This is a genomic window from Psychroserpens mesophilus, from assembly GCF_050617655.1.
In the GTDB taxonomy this organism is placed as follows: Bacteria; Bacteroidota; Bacteroidia; order Flavobacteriales; family Flavobacteriaceae; genus Psychroserpens; species Psychroserpens mesophilus_A.
Genome location: NZ_JBODQC010000002.1, coordinates 50,553 through 72,065, shown reverse-complemented (window position 1 = coordinate 72,065; position 21,513 = coordinate 50,553). Strand labels below are relative to the sequence as shown.

At 33.5% G+C, this 21,513-nt stretch carries 22 protein-coding genes; 15 read left to right on the top strand and 7 right to left on the bottom strand.

The window, feature by feature from the left end; translation table 11 throughout:
* Window positions 1-94: 94 nt before the first annotated feature.
* Window positions 95-532, bottom strand: a complete 438-nt coding sequence (locus ACRHNM_RS04560; RefSeq protein WP_431134144.1) for a PepSY-like domain-containing protein — start codon at window positions 530-532, stop codon at window positions 95-97.
* 199 nt (window positions 533-731) lie between these two features.
* Between ACRHNM_RS04560 and ACRHNM_RS04555 the strand changes: the two genes are divergently transcribed.
* The 4 genes from ACRHNM_RS04555 to ACRHNM_RS04540 all read left to right on the top strand — a co-directional run bounded on the left by ACRHNM_RS04555 (window position 732) and on the right by ACRHNM_RS04540 (window position 4,525).
* A complete protein-coding gene (locus ACRHNM_RS04555) occupies window positions 732-1,403 on the top strand; it encodes a response regulator transcription factor (protein WP_431134142.1) in 672 nt (223 codons plus the stop codon).
* Complete coding sequence (locus ACRHNM_RS04550) at window positions 1,404-2,684, top strand: ATP-binding protein (RefSeq protein WP_431134140.1); 1,281 nt, start codon at window positions 1,404-1,406, stop codon at window positions 2,682-2,684.
* Between the two features lie 258 nt (window positions 2,685-2,942).
* Window positions 2,943-3,821, top strand: a complete 879-nt coding sequence (locus ACRHNM_RS04545; protein ID WP_431134138.1) for an SdiA-regulated domain-containing protein — start codon at window positions 2,943-2,945, stop codon at window positions 3,819-3,821.
* Window positions 3,822-3,823: 2 nt separating this feature from the next.
* Window positions 3,824-4,525, top strand: a complete 702-nt coding sequence (locus tag ACRHNM_RS04540) for a TVP38/TMEM64 family protein (protein ID WP_431134136.1) — start codon at window positions 3,824-3,826, stop codon at window positions 4,523-4,525.
* Between the two features lie 86 nt (window positions 4,526-4,611).
* On the opposite strand, the gene ACRHNM_RS04535 is transcribed toward ACRHNM_RS04540, so the two are convergent.
* On the bottom strand, window positions 4,612-6,684 hold the full coding sequence (locus tag ACRHNM_RS04535; protein WP_431134134.1) for a glycosyltransferase family 9 protein: 2,073 nt from the start codon (window positions 6,682-6,684) through the stop codon (window positions 4,612-4,614).
* A 63-nt stretch (window positions 6,685-6,747) separates the two neighbouring features.
* On the bottom strand, window positions 6,748-6,993 hold the full coding sequence (locus ACRHNM_RS04530; RefSeq protein ID WP_431134133.1) for a hypothetical protein: 246 nt from the start codon (window positions 6,991-6,993) through the stop codon (window positions 6,748-6,750).
* 243 nt (window positions 6,994-7,236) lie between these two features.
* Between ACRHNM_RS04530 and ACRHNM_RS04525 the strand changes: the two genes are divergently transcribed.
* The 8 genes from ACRHNM_RS04525 to ACRHNM_RS04490 all read left to right on the top strand — a co-directional run bounded on the left by ACRHNM_RS04525 (window position 7,237) and on the right by ACRHNM_RS04490 (window position 14,710).
* Complete coding sequence (locus ACRHNM_RS04525) at window positions 7,237-7,854, top strand: TetR/AcrR family transcriptional regulator (protein WP_431134131.1); 618 nt, start codon at window positions 7,237-7,239, stop codon at window positions 7,852-7,854.
* 1 nt (window position 7,855) lies between these two features.
* Window positions 7,856-9,106: a TolC family protein gene (locus ACRHNM_RS04520; RefSeq protein WP_431134129.1), complete on the top strand. Its 1,251-nt coding sequence runs from the start codon at window positions 7,856-7,858 to the stop codon at window positions 9,104-9,106.
* Window positions 9,107-9,117: 11 nt separating this feature from the next.
* Window positions 9,118-10,026 carry an HlyD family secretion protein gene (locus ACRHNM_RS04515; protein ID WP_431134127.1) on the top strand — a complete coding sequence of 303 codons (909 nt, stop codon included), beginning with the start codon at window positions 9,118-9,120 and terminating at the stop codon, window positions 10,024-10,026.
* 11 nt (window positions 10,027-10,037) lie between these two features.
* On the top strand, window positions 10,038-10,520 hold the full coding sequence (locus ACRHNM_RS04510) for a hypothetical protein (protein WP_431134125.1): 483 nt from the start codon (window positions 10,038-10,040) through the stop codon (window positions 10,518-10,520).
* A 63-nt stretch (window positions 10,521-10,583) separates the two neighbouring features.
* Window positions 10,584-11,486: an ABC transporter ATP-binding protein gene (locus ACRHNM_RS04505; RefSeq protein WP_431134123.1), complete on the top strand. Its 903-nt coding sequence runs from the start codon at window positions 10,584-10,586 to the stop codon at window positions 11,484-11,486.
* Window positions 11,487-11,559: 73 nt separating this feature from the next.
* Window positions 11,560-12,288, top strand: a complete 729-nt coding sequence (locus ACRHNM_RS04500) for an ABC transporter ATP-binding protein (RefSeq protein ID WP_431134121.1) — start codon at window positions 11,560-11,562, stop codon at window positions 12,286-12,288.
* A gap of 70 nt (window positions 12,289-12,358) precedes the next feature.
* Complete coding sequence (locus ACRHNM_RS04495) at window positions 12,359-13,465, top strand: ABC transporter permease (protein WP_431134119.1); 1,107 nt, start codon at window positions 12,359-12,361, stop codon at window positions 13,463-13,465.
* Between the two features lie 123 nt (window positions 13,466-13,588).
* Entirely contained in the window at window positions 13,589-14,710 is a 1,122-nt protein-coding gene (locus ACRHNM_RS04490; RefSeq protein ID WP_431134117.1) for an ABC transporter permease, read from the top strand.
* Between the two features lie 37 nt (window positions 14,711-14,747).
* Here the strand turns inward: ACRHNM_RS04490 and ACRHNM_RS04485 are convergent, their stop codons facing one another.
* The 3 genes from ACRHNM_RS04485 to ACRHNM_RS04475 form a co-directional block, all read right to left on the bottom strand.
* Entirely contained in the window at window positions 14,748-15,317 is a 570-nt protein-coding gene (locus ACRHNM_RS04485) for a hypothetical protein (protein WP_431134115.1), read from the bottom strand.
* A gap of 178 nt (window positions 15,318-15,495) precedes the next feature.
* Window positions 15,496-17,991: an ABC transporter permease gene (locus ACRHNM_RS04480; protein WP_431134944.1), complete on the bottom strand. Its 2,496-nt coding sequence runs from the start codon at window positions 17,989-17,991 to the stop codon at window positions 15,496-15,498.
* A gap of 48 nt (window positions 17,992-18,039) precedes the next feature.
* The gene (locus ACRHNM_RS04475) at window positions 18,040-18,732 is read right to left on the bottom strand and encodes an ABC transporter ATP-binding protein (RefSeq protein WP_431134113.1); all 693 of its coding nucleotides are present in this window, start codon (window positions 18,730-18,732) and stop codon (window positions 18,040-18,042) included.
* Window positions 18,733-18,758: 26 nt separating this feature from the next.
* Between ACRHNM_RS04475 and ACRHNM_RS04470 the strand changes: the two genes are divergently transcribed.
* From ACRHNM_RS04470 to ACRHNM_RS04460, 3 genes are all read left to right on the top strand, one after another.
* The gene (locus ACRHNM_RS04470) at window positions 18,759-19,502 is read left to right on the top strand and encodes an arylesterase (protein ID WP_431134111.1); all 744 of its coding nucleotides are present in this window, start codon (window positions 18,759-18,761) and stop codon (window positions 19,500-19,502) included.
* Window positions 19,503-19,726: 224 nt separating this feature from the next.
* Window positions 19,727-20,296 (top strand): Crp/Fnr family transcriptional regulator, encoded by a 570-nt coding sequence (locus ACRHNM_RS04465; RefSeq protein ID WP_431134109.1) that lies wholly within the window; start codon window positions 19,727-19,729, stop codon window positions 20,294-20,296.
* Window positions 20,297-20,378: 82 nt separating this feature from the next.
* Window positions 20,379-21,122, top strand: a complete 744-nt coding sequence (locus ACRHNM_RS04460; protein ID WP_431134108.1) for an acyl-CoA desaturase — start codon at window positions 20,379-20,381, stop codon at window positions 21,120-21,122.
* A 53-nt stretch (window positions 21,123-21,175) separates the two neighbouring features.
* Here the strand turns inward: ACRHNM_RS04460 and ACRHNM_RS04455 are convergent, their stop codons facing one another.
* Window positions 21,176-21,367 carry a cold-shock protein gene (locus ACRHNM_RS04455; protein WP_431134106.1) on the bottom strand — a complete coding sequence of 64 codons (192 nt, stop codon included), beginning with the start codon at window positions 21,365-21,367 and terminating at the stop codon, window positions 21,176-21,178.
* Window positions 21,368-21,513 lie beyond the last annotated feature (146 nt).

The window sequence follows — 21,513 nt, the reverse complement described above, 5'->3', positions numbered from 1 at the left end:
TGTTAGGAAATATGTAAGGTTGAAAAATGAACAAAAGGGTTAGAAAACATCCAACCCCTTTGCAACCAACCATCGGTTTATAAGAAACCAACTATTATTTATCAGAACTCAAAACACTTCCATTGGCATCAAAAACGACGTCCATATCTTTAAACCATCCTTTTTCGAGTTCAACTTCATAAGTTTTTTTACCATTCATTTCAGTCATTTCTACACTATCAATTTTATAGTCTGCATAGTTATGTTTTATGGCTTTGGTAATCGCATTTGGTACATCTGCTTTAGTAATTTCCATTTCTGATTTTACCTTTGTACCATCATTGGTGTACCATATTTCGTGCTCCATATCATTGACATCAAATTCTACTTTGTAGTTGGCACCTTCTTTTTCCCATTCTACATCCATAGCGTTTCTATATTCGTTTTGAAACGTCTCAGACAACTCTGTTGGTACTTCGTGCATGTCTAAATCTTGCGCAGTAACCATCGCTGTTGCGAATAAGGCTAATGCTGTTATTTTTAAAGTTTTCATAATTAATTGTTTTTGTGTTACTGATTTATCATAAACTAACAACTAAAACCTGTAAAGAATTGGGAATTATAGCTCCTTGACTGTTAATGTTTTCTAAAAGTTGAAGATTGTATAGTTTCGAATTAAAAAAGCATAGTGATTGTAATAATTCCCAAATGTTTTTAGATTTAGGCTATATTGTTATTGAAAATGATGACTTATGAAAATTTTAATCATTGAAGATGAACCGCAAATGTTAGATAACATGCGCCAAACCTTAGAGCAGGAAAAATACCAAGTGGAAACCGCTTCAGATTATAAAACTGCAAGCTCTAAATTGGGTGTTTATGATTACGATTGTATTTTGCTGGACATTACTTTGCCAGATGGTAGCGGATTGGATTTGTTGCAGCAAATAAAATCACAAGGCAAGGACGATGGAGTTATTATTGTCTCTGCCAAGGACTCTCTAGACGACCGCTTAAAAGGGCTTAATTTGGGTGCTGACGATTATTTGCCTAAACCGTTTCATAATGCAGAATTGAACGCACGAGTTAAAGCGGTTTTAAGGCGTCTGAATTTTAAAGGTCAAGACACTATAACCATTGGAAATGCGATGATTAACATCGAAAATCGTGAGCTGAAAATAGATAATAAAGACATTGAACTCAACCGAAAAGAATACGATATTTTGATGTACCTTATTACTAACAAAAACAGATTGGTAACTAAAGCTGCATTGGCTGAACATGTCTGGGGCGACCATATTGACCAAGCTGATAGTTTTGATTTTATCTATTCGCAAATAAAAAACCTACGCAAAAAACTAGAAGCTGCAACCCTTACCGTAGAGGCTGTGTATGGTGTTGGCTATAAATTAGTAATCGATTAGATGAAGTTACTCAATTATACATCACGCTATCTTGCATTATTACTGTTACTGCTCATTACCATTTGGGCAGTATTGCTTTATTATGCCATGTTAGATGAGATTTACGATAGCTTGGATGATGGTTTGGAAAATCAGAAAATGTTAATGGTGCAACGTGCTTTGGAGGACCCAAGTATACTAACACAGGATGATCCAGAATTTAAAAAGCACGTCTATAATTTTACCTCTATTTCAAAAAAGAGCTACACCAATTTTAAAGAAAGTTATCGTGATACCTTAATGTACATGCTTAATGAGAAGGATTATGAGCCTGTGCGTGTTTACGAAAGTGCTGTGGCTTATGACGATGAGTACTACAAGCTTAAAATCATCACATCTATGGTTGAAGAAGATGATCTTATGCATGATTTAGCGTTTCATCTATTAGGATTGTATTTAATTCTTGTCACCTGTATAATATTGCTCAATAATGTATTATTACGAAAAATTTGGAAACCGTTTAATAATCTCATAGACCAACTACGAAACTTCAAAATTGAAAAAAACACACCAATCACCATTCCTGAAACCAATATTGAAGAATTTTCTCTTTTAAATGATACCGTAGATAAATTGATAAAAAAAGCTTCCGATAGTTACATTGCTCAAAAACACTTTATTGAAAACGCCTCGCACGAACTCCAAACACCTCTGGCGATAAGTATTAATAAGTTAGAATTGTTTCTCGAAAACAATGAATTAAATGATCAACAGAGTAAAGAACTTGCTTCGGTATTGGATAATTTGGGTCGGTTAACACGTCTCAACCGCTCTATGTTATTGCTTTCTAAAATCGAAAATCAGCAATTTTTGGATGAAGAATTGGTAGATTTCGTAATATTATCTCATAAAGTTATAAAAGATTTTGAAGATTTTGCACAACACAAAAGCATAACAATTAAGTTGGTTTCACAAGTACCTTTCATCTATAAAATCAACAAGGATCTTGCTATAATTCTACTTACCAATTTAGTCAAAAATGCAATTGTACACGGTAAAAGCAATACTACTGTAGTTATCAACATTGAACAATCAATCTGGTCTGTTTCCAACAACGGAAAGAAAAATGCTTTACCAAAAGACCAGCTATTCACAAGATTTAAAAATACAAATACCACACAAAAGTCAACAGGTCTCGGACTCGCCATTGCTAAGGCAATTGCTACAAAATATGATATTGATATCAATTATCACTTTAACGACCAACACGTGTTTACACTTCATTTCCCATATAAACATTAAAATTTCTTAAACTTTTAATTCCCATTTCTTTTCAGTTTTACAATAGACATTTGTATGAAATTAATAATTAAAGCAAACTGAAAAACTTAGTATTAATAATTATAATCGTTTTTGTACTCAGCTTAACATTGTAATTTTTGGAGATCATTTTTAGTTATTAAGAAGTCTCTTCGTTTGATGGAGTTCTGTAAAGCACTGCGAACCCAATGCTGCTCATGAGCTTTTTTAAATTAATCGTTTAGAATAATCTATATTACTATGAAGTTTTTAAAAACACACTGCACAGCTATAATTTGCACTATTATAGGAATTTTACTATTATTATTACAAGGTCCTGCTACAAGGGCAATGGTAAAAAGTCAATTGAAAAAACAAACTAATTTAAAAGAATCATACACTATTCATACAATTTGGAATTTGCCAAAACAGCTCGATGAGATTAGTGGTTTAAGTTGGTTAACTAACTATACCTTTGCCTGCGTGCAAGATGAAGATGGTATAATTTTTATATATGATACCAACCAAAATAAAATAACAAACACCTACCCTTTCGCACATTCTGGCGATTACGAAGGCATTGCCATTGTAAAAAACGATGCTTTTGTAATGCGAAGTGATGGTTTATTATACCACATTATCAATTATAAATCTGAAAACCGAACTGTTACCGAAATACAAACTAATTTTTCTTCAGATAATGATATTGAGAGTTTAGGTTTTGATCTTGACAACAACCGATTGCTTACCGCTCCAAAAGAAAAAGACTTAGGCAATGATAATTATAAGTCCATTTATGAAATTTCCTTGTCTAATGAAAAATTAGAAACGAGACCTCTTGTAAAAATTGATTTAAGGAATGACAAACTCAAACCCTTTCAGCATAAAAACATCCATAAAACATTGAACCCTTCAGATATTGCAATTCACCCCAAAACAAAAGACATGTATATGCTTGAAGGCAAGCGTCCTAAACTGCTGATTTTAGATCAAAAAGGCAATTTAAAAAAAGTATATAAATTAGATGAAAAGCAATTTCCGCAACCCGAAGGTATCACATTTAGTCACGACGGAAAGTTATATATTTCTAATGAAGCGGTTTACGATGCTGCCACAATTATGGAAATCACATTTAAGTAGAAATGAGCAAAAACAACAACCAAGCCTCTAAAAGCAATTGGCCATTATATCTTTCTCTATTATTGATAGGAAGTATTTTTGCTTCCTATTTTCTAATTCCCGATGCGCAGCAATTCTTTAATAATGCCTGGGATATTCTAACCAGTGATGATGAAGAAAAAATAAAAAACTGGGTCGATGGCTTTGGCTCGTTTGGACCTGTTGTTTTGGTGCTTGCCATGATTGCTCAAATGTTTTTATTAATAATACCAACTGTCTTGCTAATGGTGGTTTCCATATTAGCTTATGGTCCTGTTTGGGGAAGTCTCATTATACTGGTTGCTGTATTCTCTGCTTCAACTGTTGGTTATATCATTGGTCGGTATTTCGGACAGACCTTTGTTCTCAAAATCTTAGGACAAAAAACAGAAAACAAAATAGAACGCTTTATTAAAAATTATGGATTTTGGGCTGTTATTGTTACACGATTAAATCCGTTTTTATCCAATGATGCCATCAGTTTTGTTGGCGGATTATTAAAAATTGGGTATTGGCGATTTATTGGTGCTACACTAATTGGTATTTTGCCACTTACCATTTTTATAGCCATTGTAGGTAAAAGCACAGAAAGCTTAAAGTCTGGCTTGCTCTATGGCTCATTGGTTAGTTTATTGCTTTTTGGGATTTATGTTTACTGGGACAATCGTAAAAGAAAGAGCGAATAGGCTTTAAACAGACTTTTATCTCTTCTTGCCTTCCGAATATTCACAAATTTGTTTAGCGTAACCATTATAAATGTACTTTTCAAAAACTATAGTCTAAAATCCGGAACCTTAAAAATAATATTATGCTGATTTAAAACCTGAATAACTTGACATAAGTCTTCATCTTCTTCGTTTGGTTCTATGTCATCTGTTAAAAGGGCTTCTATTTTAGATTTCATCAATGGGGAATGATATTCTAAAAGTAATTCCGAATCATTTAATTTAATTATACAATCCTTTTTATTAAATGTATTTTCAGTCTGTGGATTGACCTTTAAAACATACGTTTCATTAGGATATGCTTTTTGTAACACTTTAAATAAGGCTTCAATAACACGATTTACTGTAATAGAATTTAAGCAAATGTGGTGTTCACAATTTATAATCACATCATAGTTACAGCGTATATCGCAAACCCCTTTTTTACCCCAAATCAATTCGTTATGCTCTGCAAAACTTCCCCAACTACCTGGACCTGTAGGTCCGTATATACCTACGGTAGGCAGATTAAAACTACCTGCTACATGAGTAATACCAGCATCATTACCAATATGAAATAAGGCACCAGACATGATGTGTCCTACCTCTTCCATACCTCCTTTAATATATTGAATATGCGTCATTTCTTTTGTGAAGTATATTGAAATATCTGGGTCTTTTGGTCCTTGTATGATTTTACAATCTAAATTAGGATATAACACATGTAAGCGCTCTATAAGTTGAGCAAATTTATCTGTTGGCCATATTTTTAATAGAAATCCTGCTCCTGGATGAACCACATAATAGGTATTTGTCGCATCAAGTTGTCTTTTAAAATATGGATACGTTTTAAATTGATTATCTATTTCAATATGTAATTTAGAAACGGTATCTATATAATGCTGAATAGCGTGCTGCTTTACCTTTTTGTGTGTTGGATATTTTAAGGCGTGAGGCAAGTCATAACCTCTAAATGCAGGATAATTACCCAATTCATATATCGCATTATACTTTGATTCTTGATCTTTAACTAAATCTTCGTTTACAACAGTTACCCCTTTCAAATGTGATTTAAAAAACGCTACTAAGCGAGGAGCTACAGCAAAATGAAGCGATTGAGATACTCTTGATAATTTATAAATGGCAGGAATGGCAAAAAAGATATCTCCCAAACCACCATAACTTTTGTAAACTAAAATAGCTCCTAATTTAGAAACTTTTTGTGAGCCATTTGTTTCATCTATAATCCTTGAAATAGCCAACCAAAATGCTTCTGGAGCTTGTTTCATTTCTGTAATGGCTTTGTCTTTATCGTTTGGGTAAAAGTCAAATGAAAAAGTACCTACTCTATCATTGGTTATTAGTTCACAGTCCGATAAAAAAGCTTCTGCTGCTAATCGTCCTGAGGGTTCTGGCCAAACAGGTTTACATATAAATTGTTTAGTTCTTCCCAGAATTTCAAGAACCTTTGCGTTTTCTATAGGCTCATAAAACGAAATATTTAAAGGTAGTGAACCTCTTAATCTATTATTTCCATATACTTGAAACTGTAATTCTGGATGTGCTTTCGCATAGTTCACATAAGCGTCTCCTCCTTTTAAATAATTTAAATCACCAAAAAAAGGAATGACACCTTCGGTTTTAGTAGCTGAAACTTTCAAATACTCTACGTTTACTGTTGGTGGCATAATAAGAGGTTCGCCTAAAGCTTCACCATAGAAATTATAATGCGCTTTGTAATGTTTAGGAGATTGAAAAACAGTTAGCTTACTTTTTGCAAAAAGCCTTCGAAATAAATGAAACTTATCTGGATCACAACAACTTTTAATAGCAGCATCTACAGTACACAGTATATTTCTCCGAATACAAAAATTATAATCATATTCGACTTTTATGTAGGGAGTGTTTTGTCTTAATAAATACTGTATAAGAGGTTTTTCATAATCACAGCGTGAGGTACTGTTCACTACAATTAAAGAAGCCTCATGCATATACTTTTTAGTCAACTCAAAATCTTTAAGTAAGTCTATTTTGGTTGAATATCCTTTATGTTTTCCTAGTAAAATAAGTTCATTAATAGTTAACTCTGCACCTCGAGGAGTTGATAAAGAGGTGTCATGAAGAAATAAAACGATACTCAATACAAGGTATTAGATTAGTTATAATTTTAGTGTCTTGGAATAGAAATATATAGCTGATTATTATTAATAGCCATCATCGTAATAGCCATCATCGTAATAGCCATCATCGTAATAGCCATCATCGTAATAGCCATCATCGTAATAACCATCATCGTAGTAACCATCATCATAATAGCCATCGTCAAAGAAATCACCATCATTACTATCATCATCTGATGAGCAGGATGTATGAAGTGCGCCAGTAATGGAAATGGAAGAAACAACCAAAAGTGCCTGACCTGTCTTTTTAATAAATTTACGTCTATTCATAATATGAAGTTTTTGCTCTACTAAGATATTAAAAAAATATAATAATATTAATAAATCTTAAAGAACTTTTAGTATTACAGCGCTTACTCTGACCTTCGTCTTGGTTCTAATTGCATTTTACAGCGTTTACACTTGATTGATTTTACATGCTTTACTTGCATTAATAAAAATTTAAGAGTTCGTTTTTATAACATTAAAAAAATAATCGTAAATTTGTTAACCAAATGGTTAAACCAAATAGTTATGAGCGCAAAAGCTAAAGACGAAAATACAGAAGCACACATACTTAACGCAGCAAAAGACATATTTCAAACAAAAGGAATGGATGGTGCTCGTATGCAAGAAATAGCAGATAAAGCAGGTATTAATAAAGCGATGCTGCATTATTATTACAGAAGTAAACAATTACTTTTTGAAGCTGTTTTTAAAAATGCATTCTCACTATTAGCACCTCAATTAAACGCCATCCTAAATGATGATTCGTCTATTGAGGAGAAGGTTAAAAACTTTACTTCTAATTACATTTCGTTTATCATAAAACATCCATATTTACCAAATTTCATCATTCAAGAATTAAATAGAAATCAGGATTTCATTCTTAAACTCAGGGAAAACAAAAGCTTTCCAAACATTGAAAAATTCAAAAAACAAGTCCACGAAGAGATTGAAAATGGAACCTTAAAACCTATAAGTGCTGAACAACTATTCATTAATATTTTAGCGCTTAATATTTTTCCTTTTGTCGCTAAGCCTCTTATTATGGCATTTACAAATGTAGACGACAAAGCTTTCAAACAACTCATAGAACAACGTAAAACTGAAGTCGCCAATTTCATCATCCATTCTATAAAGAACACTTAAAATGAAACGCATCATAGTCTTTCTTATTTCAATCACAGCGCTTCCTAGTATAGCACAACAAAGCATTACACTGGAAGAATGTTATCGCTTAGTGACTCAAAACTATCCTTTGGTAAAACAGTCGCAACTATTAGAAGCACAAAACCATTTAGAAGCTCAAATAACCTCTACTGCAAAACTACCACAGTTTAGTTTAGATGCTCAGGCAACGTATCAATCTGATGTGATTGAAGTCCCAATTCCAGACTCAAGCATAGAACCTTTAAACCAAGATCAATATCGCGCAACGCTTTCTGTTAATCAATTGATATATGATGGAGGTTTAACAGATGCATCATTACAAGTAAAATTAGCGCAATTAAAAACCAAACAGAAACAAGTTGAAGTCAGCTTATACCAGCTAAAACAGCAAATCAATCAATTGTATTTTTCTGTATTGTTAGCTCAGGAGTCAGAGTCCTTACTGCATGCTAAACAAACACAGTTACAGGCAAAATTAAAAGAAGTAAAATCTGGAATTAAATATGGCGTAATATTACCGTCTTCTGATAAAGTATTGGAAGCCGAATTATTAAAAATCAGTCAAGAATTTCAAGCATTAGAAAGTAACAAAGCTGTACTAATTGAAACACTTTCTAGTTTGATAAAGCAATCTTTAAACACTTCTACCCTCTTTCAAAAACCGCTTATAGACACTCAGTTACAAAGCGAGTTAGCACGTCCTGAGCTGGACTTGTTTCAATATAAAAAAGAAGCCATTGAAACCTCTGAAGCCTTTATAGCAAAGCAAAATGCACCAAAGGTTTTGGGTTTTGCAACTGGAGGTTATGGCAATCCTGGATTAAACATGTTAGATAATTCATTTCAAACTTTCTATACTGTTGGTCTTAAATTGAACTGGAATGTATTTGACTGGAATACCAACAAAAAACAGCGTCAATCTTTAGCTATTAATAAAGATATTATAGATAACGAAATTGAAATATTTGAACTAAACACCCATATAGAACTTAACAAACAACAAAGAGAAATCCTTAAAATAGAAGGTTTTATTTCTTCAGACTTAGACATTATAAACCTTAGAAAAGACATCTTGAAAACTGCAGATTCTCAGCTTAAAAATGGGGTAATTACCTCTTCAGCATACATTACAGAACTTACAAATTTGTATGAAGATGAAAATACATTGATAACACATAACATTCAGTTACAACTTGCAAAAGCGAACTACAATGTGATTAAAGGGCAATAAAAAATTAAAATATGAAATATTATATATACCTCTTAGGAATAAACATTATAGCCTTCAGTTTGGTTTCCTGTGGAAACGATAACAGAAAAGCAGATGGTTACGGTAATTTCGAAGCTACAGAAATTACCATTTCAGCAGAAAACAACGGAAAACTAATGCAGTTTAAAATCGATGAAGGTGATCAACTCATAAAAAACCAGTTGATTGGATATATTGATACCATTCCATTAGCATTACAAAAAGAACAATTGCAAGTTTCTAAAGCTGTAATCAGTTCAAAATCTAAAGGTGTACTCTCACAAATAGCCGTTTTAAATTCCAGACTAAAAACGGCAATTACCAACAAAAACCGAATTGAAAATTTAATTAAAGATAATGCAGGTACACAAAAGCAACTTGATGATATCACTGGTGAAATTGATGTTATTAAAAATCAGATACGAAGTGTAGAAATTCAAAATGCGCCTGTTGTTAACGAATTAAAATCTATTGATGTACAGCTCAAACAAATTGATGATCAAATTCATAAAAGCAAGATTTACAACCCAATACTTGGAACCGTTTTAGCCAAATACGCAGAACCAAATGAAATCACAACTTTTGGGAAACCACTCTATAAAATAGCAGATTTAAATACCATGCAACTTCGCGTCTATATTAGCGAAACTCAATTGGCTAACATTAAAATCGGGCAAGACGTTACTGTAAAAATTGATGCTGCTGAGTCTATGAAATCTTACAAAGGTACTGTGAGTTGGATTGCTTCAGAAGCAGAATTCACTCCAAAAATTATTCAAACCAAAGAAGAACGTGTAGCATTAGTATATGCCGCTAAAATAGATGTGATTAATGATGGAAGCCTAAAAATAGGAATGCCAGCTGAGCTATGGTTAAACAATTCAGAACAACATAACAACTAAATATCAGGACAATGAAACACGTAATTTTTACCTTAAGTCTATTGGCTTTAATGAGCTGCAAAGACACTAAACAGCAAGAAACCTCAAACAACACTGATGTTGTTGAAGACACACATAAACCTCAAATCGAGGAAACAGCAAGTGTTTATGCCAACGCATGGACCAACGACATTACATTAAATGAAGGTCAGAAGTGGACAGCCAATACAGAAACAAATGAAGGTGTAGAAAGAATGAAAACCACCATCAAAACACAGCCAACAAATACCTTAGAAGAGTATTACAATTTGGCAGAACTGCTCAATAAAGATAAAAACTACGTGATTAAAAATTGTACCATGAAAGGGGATTCTCATGACAATTTACACGTCTGGCTTTTACCTTTAATGGATAAAATTGATGCGCTTTCTGAAACTCAAACTTTAAAAGAAGCTTCAAAATTAAAACACAGCATTACAGAAAATATCAATGCTTACGATACTTACTTTCAATAATCCAATCCTATGACGTCTAAAATTACCATGAATACTAAAATTATAATTCAACATTAAAAGAACGTGAGTATTTCTGTCCATCATATCAGTAAATCCTACAAAAAGGTAAAAGCCTTAGAGGACATCTCTTTTGAAGTAAAACCGAATGAGCTTTTCGGACTCATAGGACCTGATGGAGCTGGCAAAACGACACTATTCAGGATTCTTACAACACTTTTATTTTCAGATGAAGGTACTGCAACGGTTGCTGGTTTTGATGTCATTACAGATTATAAAAAAATACGCAATAGTGTTGGCTATATGCCAGGCAGGTTTTCACTCTATCAGGATTTAACTGTTGAAGAAAATCTAAGCTTTTTTGCGACTATATTCGGAACAACCATTGAAGAAAACTACGATTTAATCAAAGATATTTATGTTCAAATCGAACCCTTTAAAAAACGTCGTGCTGGAAAATTATCTGGTGGAATGAAACAAAAACTGGCTTTGTGCTGTGCCTTAATCCACAAACCTAAAGTTTTGTTTTTAGATGAACCAACAACAGGAGTAGATCCTGTATCGAGAAAAGAATTTTGGGACATGTTAAAACGTCTGCAAAAAAAAGACATTACCATTTTGGTCTCTACGCCTTACATGGACGAAGCTGAACTTTGTGATAGAATAGCATTGATTCAAGATGGAAAAATTCTAAAAATTGATACACCTGAAGCAATTGTAAATCAGTATCCAAAACAAATTTATAACGTACGTGCCAATAAGATGTATCAACTTATTAAGAGTTTAAACGCTTATGAACACCACCATAGCGTCTATCCCTTTGGCGAGTTTGTGCATTATACAGATACAAGAGCAGATTTTAATCCGAAAGATTTAAAAATGTATTTAGAATCAAATAATCTTATCAATATTGAAATTGAAAAAACCGAAGCGACCATTGAGGACACCTTTATGGAATTAGCAACATAAATGTCTGTTCGAGTACAGTCTGAAACTCACAAGACATCACGACTGACCTCGATGAAACAAAATAGTTAAAATTATGAATAGTAATAATGTCATACAAGCAGAAGGGTTAACTAAAATGTTTGGTGATTTCACAGCGGTAAATGCCATAACTTTTGAAGTTAAAAAGGGTGAGATCTTTGGTTTTTTAGGTGCTAATGGTGCAGGAAAAACAACAGCTATGAAAATGTTAATCGGCATATCTAATCCAACATCTGGAAAAGCAAACGTTGCAGGATTTGATGTGTTTACAAATGCTGAAGACATTAAAAAAAACATTGGCTATATGAGTCAGAAATTTGCGCTGTATGACGATTTAACAGTTAAAGAAAATATTTCATTTTTTGGTGGTATTTACGGATTGTCCAGAAAACGAATCAAAGAAAAATCAGATGCTTTAATTGAAGAATTAAGCCTACAGAATGTTGCACATACATTAGTAGGCTCATTACCCTTAGGCTGGAAACAGAAACTATCCTTTTCTGTGTCTTTAATTCACGACCCAAAAATTGTGTTTTTAGACGAACCAACAGGAGGTGTTGATCCTATAACCAGACGTCAGTTTTGGGAACTCATTTACAAAGCTGCACATCAAGGCACAACCGTTTTTGTGACTACACATTATATGGATGAAGCAGAGTACTGCGACAGAGTATCTATCATGGTAAGTGGTAAAATTGAAGCTTTAGATACACCAAAAAAATTAAAGCAACAATTCAACGCGAAGAGTATGAACGATGTGTTTTTAAAACTGGCAAGAGGATGACAAGAATTTTCATTTTAAACACACAGTATTCAAAATACTCCATAAACCTCTTTGTCATAAATAAAGAATAATGAAACGGTTCATAGGCTTCATAAAAAAAGAATTCTACCACATCTTTAGAGATAGACGCTCACTGTTTATTCTCTTCGGAATGCCTATTGCACAAATTTTACTATTTGGTTTTGCTATAACTAACGAGATCAATAATGTAGACATTGCTATTTTAGACCATTCAAAAGATGCAACAACAAAAGAAATTATCAATAAAATAGCAGCATCAAAATATTTTAGCATCAAGCAAATAATTAATCGTGAAGCTGATATAGAATCGGTATTTCAAAAGGGAAAAGTGAAAGCCGTTTTAAATTTTGAACAGGACTTTAGTAAAAACCTTATTAAAGAACACAAAGCAACAGTTCAAATAATCACAGATGCCACAGACCCAAATACAGCAAATACCATTAGTAATTATGTTAATGCAATGCTACAACAATACCAAAAGGAATTAAACAGAGACATCACAATAACATATCAAATAATTCCTCAAATACGAATGGTCTATAATTCAGAATTAAAAAGTGTTTATATGTTTGTTCCGGGAGTAATGACTATTATTTTAATGTTAGTGTCTGCCATGATGACCTCCATTTCTATTACCAGAGAAAAAGAATTAGGCACTATGGAAATTCTCCTGGTATCACCATTAAAACCATTTCAGGTTATCATTGGCAAGGTATTTCCATATGTGTTTCTATCTATTATTAATGCTGTAGTTATTGTCGTTCTGAGCATATTCATTTTTAATATGCCAATTCAGGGTAGCTTGTTTTTATTAGGATTAGAAAGTGTGTTATTCATTGTTACATCTTTAGCCTTAGGAATTTTAATTTCAACCATTTCTGCAACACAGCAAACAGCAATGATGATTTCCTTAATGGGATTAATGCTTCCTGTAATACTCCTTTCTGGATTCATTTTCCCTATTTCAAGCATGCCAGTACCTCTTCAAATTATAAGCAACATCATTCCTGCCAAATGGTTTATCATCATTATTAAAGGCATTATGCTCAAAGGTGTAGGTCTGCAATTTGTATGGAAAGAAACTTTAATTTTAATAGGTATGACGGTGTTTTTTATCACATTAAGTGTAAAGAAATATAAAATTAGATTAGAATAAAAATAAGTCACAGTTTTCAAACTGTAGGAAGTCATAAATATAAAAGAAGATGAAATAATGAATTTTTGTTTTGAAAAACAAGAGTTATAACCAAAAAGAGAGTCCAGAGGTAAAGGACGATATATGAAAACAATTTTATACATCATACAAAAGGAATTCAAGCAAATTTTTAGAAATAAAGGCATGCTTCCTATCATTTTTATCTTACCACTACTCCAACTTGTAATATTGTCTAATGCAGCTACTTTTGAAGTCAAGAACATCAAATTTGGCTACATCGATAACGACCATTCATCAACATCGAGAGCATTGATAGAAAAGTTTAATGCCTCAAGATATTTTGATGTGCTAAGAGATTTTCCTTCTCAAACCATAGCAAGTTCAGCAATGTTACAAGGAGATGTAGATGTCATCTTAGAAATACCACACTATTTTGAACGCGATCTACAAAAAGAAAAACACAATAGTTTAGGCATTACCATTAACGCTATCGATGGTGCCACAGCTGGTGTTGAAAATGTATACATTACACAAATCATACAACGTTTCAATCAGCATTTAAAAGTTGATGCACTACAAGTTTCAGATCAACACATTAAGCCAATTGCAATTGAAACCATTCCGCTATTCTGGTATAACGAAACCCTAAATTATAAAACGTTTATGGTGCCTGGCATTTTGGTATTGCTGGTCACTATGATTACGCTTTTCCTTTCAGGAATGAATATCGTTCGAGAAAAAGAAATTGGTACATTAGAACAAATTAATGTGACTCCAATTAAAAAGAGTCAGTTTATTATTGGCAAACTCTTTCCGTTTTGGGTTATTGGAATGGGCTTATTAACAATCGGGTTGATTTTAGCAAGCGTAATCTTTAATGTGCCAATGCTAGGTAGTTTACCGCTTATGTATTTGTACACCTCTATTTATATTTTAGTAGTTTTAGGAATTGGGTTATTCATTTCAAATTTTACAGACACACAACAGCAAGCTATGTTTATTGCCTGGTTTTTTACCGTTATTTTTATATTGATGAGTGGCTTATTCACGCCTATTGAAAGCATGCCAGAATGGGCACAAGTGATTACAGAATTCAACCCAATAAAGTACTTTGTAGAAGTAATGCGTATGGTAATGCTTAAAGGTTCTGGGTTTGCAGATATTCTTCCGCAAATATCAAAAACAATCGTGTTTGCTTTAATTATGAATGGTTTAGCTGTTTGGAGTTATAAAAAGACCTCTTAAATGTAGAAAGTGACCTCATAATTATTTGAAAAAGCATTTAATCCTTCCATCCCCAAGGTGCCTCAGGAGTGTCAATAGGTTTGGTTAAATCCATAACCACTCTAAACACACGATCTGTTCCTAAACGACGTAAATTATAGGTAAAGCTAGTGTCATCTATAGTAATCCACCAGACATTTGTTGCTGCTTCAGGAATACTGGTTTGTGTATGAACATCTGCAGGAAAAAATTGTACATCTGCTTTCCCTTGATTGGTTGCAGTGCCTCCGTAAAAATTAATAGCATCCATTGTACCATCCTTATGACGATGGTCATGCTTTAACGAAATAATTCCGTTTTGCATAGATAAAATCCATGTGCGAGACTTATCTTCTCCTACATAAAAAGGAATTCGTATTTCATTTTCAGTACAAGACCTTAGGTGCATTCTTAATACTTTCCCTCCAAACGCCTCATCATCCTGCGGAATTTCCAGAGTTCCAGCATAAGCCTTTCCGCAATGAGATTGTAATGTCTTCCAAAAAGTAAGTGAAGGTGTCTGGTCTTGACCAATGCTTTGTAAAGAAATAAGAATAGCAATCAAATATAAGATACGTTTAAATAGCATAATATTCTGTTTTTGTTAAAAGGTAAGTTATACCAAATATAGAAAGTCATGTGATCAAATAAAATAATCATTACACTTATCTCATATCATACTCAGGTCATACTCGGGTTTAATTCGGGTCATAAGCGGGTTATCCTAGGGTCAAGCATCGAAAATTCTCACAAATAGAAACAGACACCTAACCTTCTCGTCGTAAAACCTCTAAAGGTGAACTTCGCAATACGGTTTGTATATTGCTCAAACCAATCCCTAAGACCAATAGCGTAATACCTGGTAAAAAGACTACAAAAGGAATAATAGACGGCACAAATGGTTCTTTAAACACAAATAACGCTAAACATAAACTACTTAATAAAGCGAGTAAAATGCCGACAAGACTGCCAAGCAAGCCTAAAAACACGTATTCTAGTGCTGAAATATTTAATATCTGCTTATTAGTGGCACCAAGTGTTCGTAGCAATACACTTTCTTTAATACGTTGGTATTTGCTGGTTCTAACTGAACCTATCAAAACAATAATTCCTGTTAGAATACTAAAAAATGCCATAAAATTGATAATCCATGATACTTTGTCTAAGATATCTTCTATAATGGTATATACCTGCCTCAAATCTATAACGGTAACATTAGGAAATTTCTCAACCAAATCCCGTTGTAAATTAGCTGAAGTCTGTTCATCGGGTACAGCAGTGGTAATCACATTAAATTGTGGTGCATCTTCTAATATACCTTTCGGAAAAACGATAGTAAAATTAAGTTGTAATTGTCCCCAATCTACTTTGCGTATGCTCCCAACTGTAGTTTCCATAAGCACACCTTGTACATTAAAAACTATGGCATCTCCTACATTCAGTTTGGCATCTGCAGCAAGATTATCTGAAATAGAAATAGCAACAGGATCACCAGTCTTTAATTCTGGTATCCATGTACCTTCTATGATTTCTTCAGAAGCTATAAGGGTGTCGCGATACGTCGTTCTAAATTCGTGATTTAAAATCCAACCTCTCACCTGTCGTGTGCTGTCTTGACGTAAATCATTAACCAGTTGGCCTTTTAAACTATGCATTCGCATGGTCACCAACGGAATATCATCAAGAACTGGTAATTCTTTAGCGCTAACAGCTTGTTCAATGGCGTCACGTTGCTCGGTTTGCACATCTAAAATAATCATATTAGCATTAGTACTGGTTTGACCAACTTCTGTTTTTGCCAGCAAGATGTCTTTGGTAAAATACAAGGTACTAATCAAAAAAGTTCCCAGGCCAATTGCTACCACTAATACAACTGTTTGGTTGTTGGGTCTAAATAAGTTAAGTAAACTTTGACGTGCTGTAAAACCCCATCGCTTTGGAAAAAACTTACGAATACCTCTCATACAGAGTAATGCGATACCAGCTAAAACAGCAAACGTAAAAAGTGTGGCAACGACAAAGCCTAAAGCATACATTAAATTACCTAATAACCAAAACGAAAATAAAAATAGAAATATCAAGATTAAAGCAAAAACAAATACACGTGCCTTTTTAGGGCCTTGGGAAGCGTGTTCATCAACTCTAAGGACTTCCAATGGCGATACATACCAGGTGCTAAGCAGTGGTAATAAGGCAAATAACACAGACATAAATAAGCCCAGGAAAACACCCATCACAATAGGCTGAGCAGTGATACTAACGTCAACCGCGAAAGGTAAAAATGCTTTTAAGATATACGGAAATAACTCCTGCAAGACCACACCAATCATAGAACCTAAAAAGCCTCCTACAATACCAATACCTGCAATTTGAATCCCAAAAATCAAAAAACTCTGTTGTCTTGAAGCTCCCATACACTTTAAAACAGCAATAGATTTCAGTTTTTCTTTTATATAGATATGAACAGAACTTGCTATACCAATACAACCTAATAACAAAGCAATAAAAGCTGCCAGATTTAAAAATTTACTAACATTTTCATAACGCTTACCTAAACGCCTACTGGTACTCGTGTGAGTATCTAAATCGGCCTTTTCTTTGTCAAGCATAGGTTCTATCTTGTCTTCAAATTGAGTTAAGTTTAAGGTATCTGTTGCTTTATAAAAAAACTGATATTCCTTGCGGCTACCAAATTGTAATAGTTCAGTGCCTTCTATAAAACGATACGGAATCACAATAGGAGGAGCTACAGATGTTGCAATTGCTGTACTTCCAGGAATGGCTTTTAAAGCACCAATAACAGGCATTGTCATTTCACCTACTTTTATAGAATCACCTGGTTGAATATTAAATTGAAGCAATAACGTAGCATCAACTAAAGCTCCTCCTAACTCTTGGTAACTCGTTGCTGCTGAAGCTGGTTGGGTGTCCATAGAACCATAAAACGGAAAGTCTCCTTCAATACCACGCACCTTTACCAACTTGGTACCTCCATTTTTCGGAAAGGCAATCATAGACACGAAATTAACTTCCGAAGCATCTGGTTTTAAGGAATCAATAATAGCTTGAGCGCGAGCTGTAGGTTGTTGTCGTGTATCAATAATGTAATCTGCTCCCATTAAGGATTTAGATTGGCGTTGTATATTGTCTTTAAGATTAATACTAAATAATTGTATCGATACAACAGCAGCAATACCCAGAATGATTGATGCCATAAATAAAAGCAAACGTACCTTACTCGCTTTGGCATCTCGCCATGCCATCTTAAAAAGCCATTTTGTATGTTGATTCATAGATTTTATGAAATAGAATTAAAGTACACTATCTGTACGCTCGTTGGTTAATATCTGTCCGCCTTTAAGTCTTAAGATTTGCTGCGTTCGGTTTGCTAAATCCAAATCATGTGAGATTATCACTAAAGTTGTTCCAGCTTCTTTGTTTAGATCAAATAATAACTGAATCACTTTTTCTCCAGTGTCCTCGTCTAAATTTCCTGTAGGTTCATCTGCAAACAAAATTGATGGTGCATTGGCAAAGGCTCTGGCTAATGCAACACGTTGTTGTTCACCTCCTGATAATTGCGATGGATAATGATGAAAACGATCTTCCAAACCCACTTTTTCTAACAAGGTTTTGCTTTTTGTAATAGCCTCTTTATCACCTTGTAACTCTAGTGGCACACTAACATTTTCAAGAGCTGTTAATGTTGGTAATAACTGAAAGTTTTGAAAAATAAATCCCACTTCCTTATTGCGCAATTGTGCACGCTGGTCTTCATTTAGAGTGCTTAAATCTTGTCCACATAACACTACAGTACCAGCATTAGGTTGGTCTAAACCTGCACACAAACCTAATAGTGTTGTTTTTCCACTTCCTGATGGTCCAACAATTGAAAAAGTTTGTCCTTTTTCAACATCAAAAGAAATATTCTGTAAAACCGTTAATTGTTTGTTACCACTAGAGTATGTCTTTTCTAGCCCGTTAATCTTTAATATCTTTGACATATTAATTTTAATTTAGATGATAGCTTATGCCGAAGGCTCAAAATAAACAAATGAATTTAAACTCACCAAAATCAATTGCCCACAAACTCTTAAAGTTTTGTTATATTATGTCACTGCCATTCTTGTTATTAACTTGTGGTGACACTAAATCTGAAAAGTCCACCAAAAAATTACAATCAAATCAACAAACTGAAGAAGCAACAACGACTTCAACAAAAACTATTTTATGTTTTGGAGATAGTATTACAGCAGGCTACGGATTAGAAAATAGTGATGATGCCTATCCTGCATTATTACAACAAAAGATTGATTCCTTAGGCTTAAATTATACCGTTATTAATTCAGGTCTCAGTGGCGAAACTTCAGCTGGTGGTAAAAGTCGCATCAATTGGGTTTTAAATCAGGATATTTCCATATTCCTACTCGAACTTGGTGCTAACGATGGTTTACGTGGTGTACCACTTACAGAAACACGCTCAAATTTGCAAGCCATTATAGATAGCGTAAAAAAGAAAAGTCCAGATACAACCATCATCCTTGCTGGTATGGAATTGCCTCCTAATATGGGACAAGATTACACAAGTGAATTCAGACAAATTTATGCTGAATTAGCCGAAGAAAACAATCTGGAATTCATTCCTTTTATTCTGAAAGACGTAGGTGGCATTAAAGAACTCAATCAAAATGATGGTATTCATCCAAATGTTGAAGGTCATAAAATACTGGCAAATACGGTTTGGGACACTTTAAAACCACTAATTACCAAGTAGTAATACTATCATCTATAAACGTATATGATTAATTAATTATCTCATTATAGCTAAAAACACATCCTATTCATACTCATATCATAGCCGTATTAAACCCGTATTAAACCCGTATCATATCCGTGTCAGCCCTAGAAAATTCCTACCAGACCAAATTGTAAACCTATTTCATTAAATTCGTTAGATCATACGTAGGTTGATACGTTAACCCCTTAGCATTAAAAATTGTGGAACAAATTAAAGCTTATTTAGAACAAATAGCCAATATCTCAGAAACCGATTGGGATTTTTTTACTTCTAAATTACATCGTCGCGTAATTAAGAAAAAAACCATATTTCTCAAAGTTAATGAGGTAGAAAACCACATTTCCTTTATAGAGTCTGGTGTAGTAAGACTATTTATTCCTAAAGACAATCCAGAAAAGGAGATAACCTTTGGTTTCAGTTTTAAAAATCAATTCATAAGTGCTTACGATTCATTTTTAACCCAAACACCTTCTGTTTACCAACTTCAAGCCCTTACAGAAACAACTGTTTTAAGTATCACTTATAGCGATTTACAGGAGGTATACAAAACAACACAAATAGGCAATCTTATAGGACGATTAACAGCAGAGCGTCTTTTTTTATTAAAATCAAAACGGGAACAATACCTATTAAATCTCACTGCAGAAGAGCGTTACCTGAAACTCTTTAAAGAACGCCCTGAATTGCTAAAGGTCATCCCTTTAAAATACATCAGCTCTTATATTGGTGTAACTGCTCAGGCTTTGAGCAGAATTAGAAAACGTGTTTGATTTCTACAAACGAATCACTTTTATTGATTTAGGTTCATTGTTTGACTGTAAACATCAAATTATCTTTGCAAAAAGATAAAATATGTTTATAGTTGTTTTTGTTTTAGTGCTTTGGTATGGAAGCTTGTTTTTCCAATCGTTTTTTTTGCATCGTTATGCTGCACATCAAGTTTTTACCATGTCAAAACCAATGGAGCGCATCACCTTTATCCTAACTTGGGTTTTTCAAGGATCAAGTTACTTAAGTGCTTATGGCTACGGAATTATGCATCGCATGCATCATGCTTACACAGACACCGAAAAAGATCCGCATTCGCCATCTCATGATGCCAATTTATTTGCCATGATGTGGAAAACAAAAACCATTTATCAAGACATCAATAAACAACGTATTAGTGTAGATGAACGCTTTACTAAAAATGTTCCACAATGGAAAGCTTTTGATACATTCGCCAGTTCAAGGTTTTCTCGCTTACTATGGATTTCTCTTTATATTTTAGTCTTTGTTTACTTTACGACTGCTTGGTGGCAATGGTTGTTATTACCTATCACTTTTTTAATGGCTCCAATTCATGGTGTGATTATCAACTGGTTTGGTCATATTTATGGTTATGTAAATTACCAAATGAAAAATACCAGCAAAAACTTGTTTCGGTTCGATTTTTTAATGATGGGAGAAGGCTATCATAACAATCATCATAAACATGCCAGTAGAGCAAATTTTGGAGTTAAGTGGTATGAAATTGATGTGACCTATGTAATTATCAAATTACTGGATGCAATAGGATTTATTCAATTGAAACCCATCAGAATTAAAAATAAATAGGCACAAAAAAACCCATCGTATTGACGGGCTTTTCAAAACTTGTAGTATATGTATTAGATAACTTTTACGTTTACTGCATTCAATCCTTTGTTTCCTTCTTGTAAATCGAATTCAACGATATCGCCTTCGCGAACTTCGTCTACCAATCCTGAAATATGGACAAAATGATCTTTGTCTTTTCCTTCTTCAGTGATAAAACCAAATCCTTTGGCATCGTTGAAAAATTTTACTGTTCCTTTACTCATTGTAATATATTTTAATTTATAATAGTATTTGAATGACAAAGATGATGCCATTTATTAGACATTCAACATATTAATTCATTTATTTTCAATTTATTATAAATAAAATATAAAACCCCTGAACGAAAAAGAACAAATTTTTAAGTAAT

Excerpts from the sequence above, each read along its gene's own strand:
- ACRHNM_RS04560 (WP_431134144.1), bottom strand. The coding sequence starts at position 532 with ATGAAAACTTTAAAAATAACAGCATTAGCCTTATTCGCAACAGCGATG.
- ACRHNM_RS04555 (WP_431134142.1), top strand. The coding sequence starts at position 732 with ATGAAAATTTTAATCATTGAAGATGAACCGCAAATGTTAGATAACATG.
- ACRHNM_RS04550 (WP_431134140.1), top strand. The coding sequence starts at position 1,404 with ATGAAGTTACTCAATTATACATCACGCTATCTTGCATTATTACTGTTA.
- ACRHNM_RS04545 (WP_431134138.1), top strand. The coding sequence starts at position 2,943 with ATGAAGTTTTTAAAAACACACTGCACAGCTATAATTTGCACTATTATA.
- ACRHNM_RS04540 (WP_431134136.1), top strand. The coding sequence starts at position 3,824 with ATGAGCAAAAACAACAACCAAGCCTCTAAAAGCAATTGGCCATTATAT.
- ACRHNM_RS04530 (WP_431134133.1), bottom strand. The coding sequence starts at position 6,993 with ATGAATAGACGTAAATTTATTAAAAAGACAGGTCAGGCACTTTTGGTT.
- ACRHNM_RS04525 (WP_431134131.1), top strand. The coding sequence starts at position 7,237 with ATGAGCGCAAAAGCTAAAGACGAAAATACAGAAGCACACATACTTAAC.
- ACRHNM_RS04520 (WP_431134129.1), top strand. The coding sequence starts at position 7,856 with ATGAAACGCATCATAGTCTTTCTTATTTCAATCACAGCGCTTCCTAGT.
- ACRHNM_RS04515 (WP_431134127.1), top strand. The coding sequence starts at position 9,118 with ATGAAATATTATATATACCTCTTAGGAATAAACATTATAGCCTTCAGT.
- ACRHNM_RS04510 (WP_431134125.1), top strand. The coding sequence starts at position 10,038 with ATGAAACACGTAATTTTTACCTTAAGTCTATTGGCTTTAATGAGCTGC.
- ACRHNM_RS04500 (WP_431134121.1), top strand. The coding sequence starts at position 11,560 with ATGAATAGTAATAATGTCATACAAGCAGAAGGGTTAACTAAAATGTTT.
- ACRHNM_RS04495 (WP_431134119.1), top strand. The coding sequence starts at position 12,359 with ATGAAACGGTTCATAGGCTTCATAAAAAAAGAATTCTACCACATCTTT.
- ACRHNM_RS04490 (WP_431134117.1), top strand. The coding sequence starts at position 13,589 with ATGAAAACAATTTTATACATCATACAAAAGGAATTCAAGCAAATTTTT.
- ACRHNM_RS04485 (WP_431134115.1), bottom strand. The coding sequence starts at position 15,317 with ATGCTATTTAAACGTATCTTATATTTGATTGCTATTCTTATTTCTTTA.
- ACRHNM_RS04480 (WP_431134944.1), bottom strand. The coding sequence starts at position 17,991 with ATGGCATGGCGAGATGCCAAAGCGAGTAAGGTACGTTTGCTTTTATTT.
- ACRHNM_RS04475 (WP_431134113.1), bottom strand. The coding sequence starts at position 18,732 with ATGTCAAAGATATTAAAGATTAACGGGCTAGAAAAGACATACTCTAGT.
- ACRHNM_RS04470 (WP_431134111.1), top strand. The coding sequence starts at position 18,759 with ATGCCGAAGGCTCAAAATAAACAAATGAATTTAAACTCACCAAAATCA.
- ACRHNM_RS04460 (WP_431134108.1), top strand. The coding sequence starts at position 20,379 with ATGTTTATAGTTGTTTTTGTTTTAGTGCTTTGGTATGGAAGCTTGTTT.
- ACRHNM_RS04455 (WP_431134106.1), bottom strand. The coding sequence starts at position 21,367 with ATGAGTAAAGGAACAGTAAAATTTTTCAACGATGCCAAAGGATTTGGT.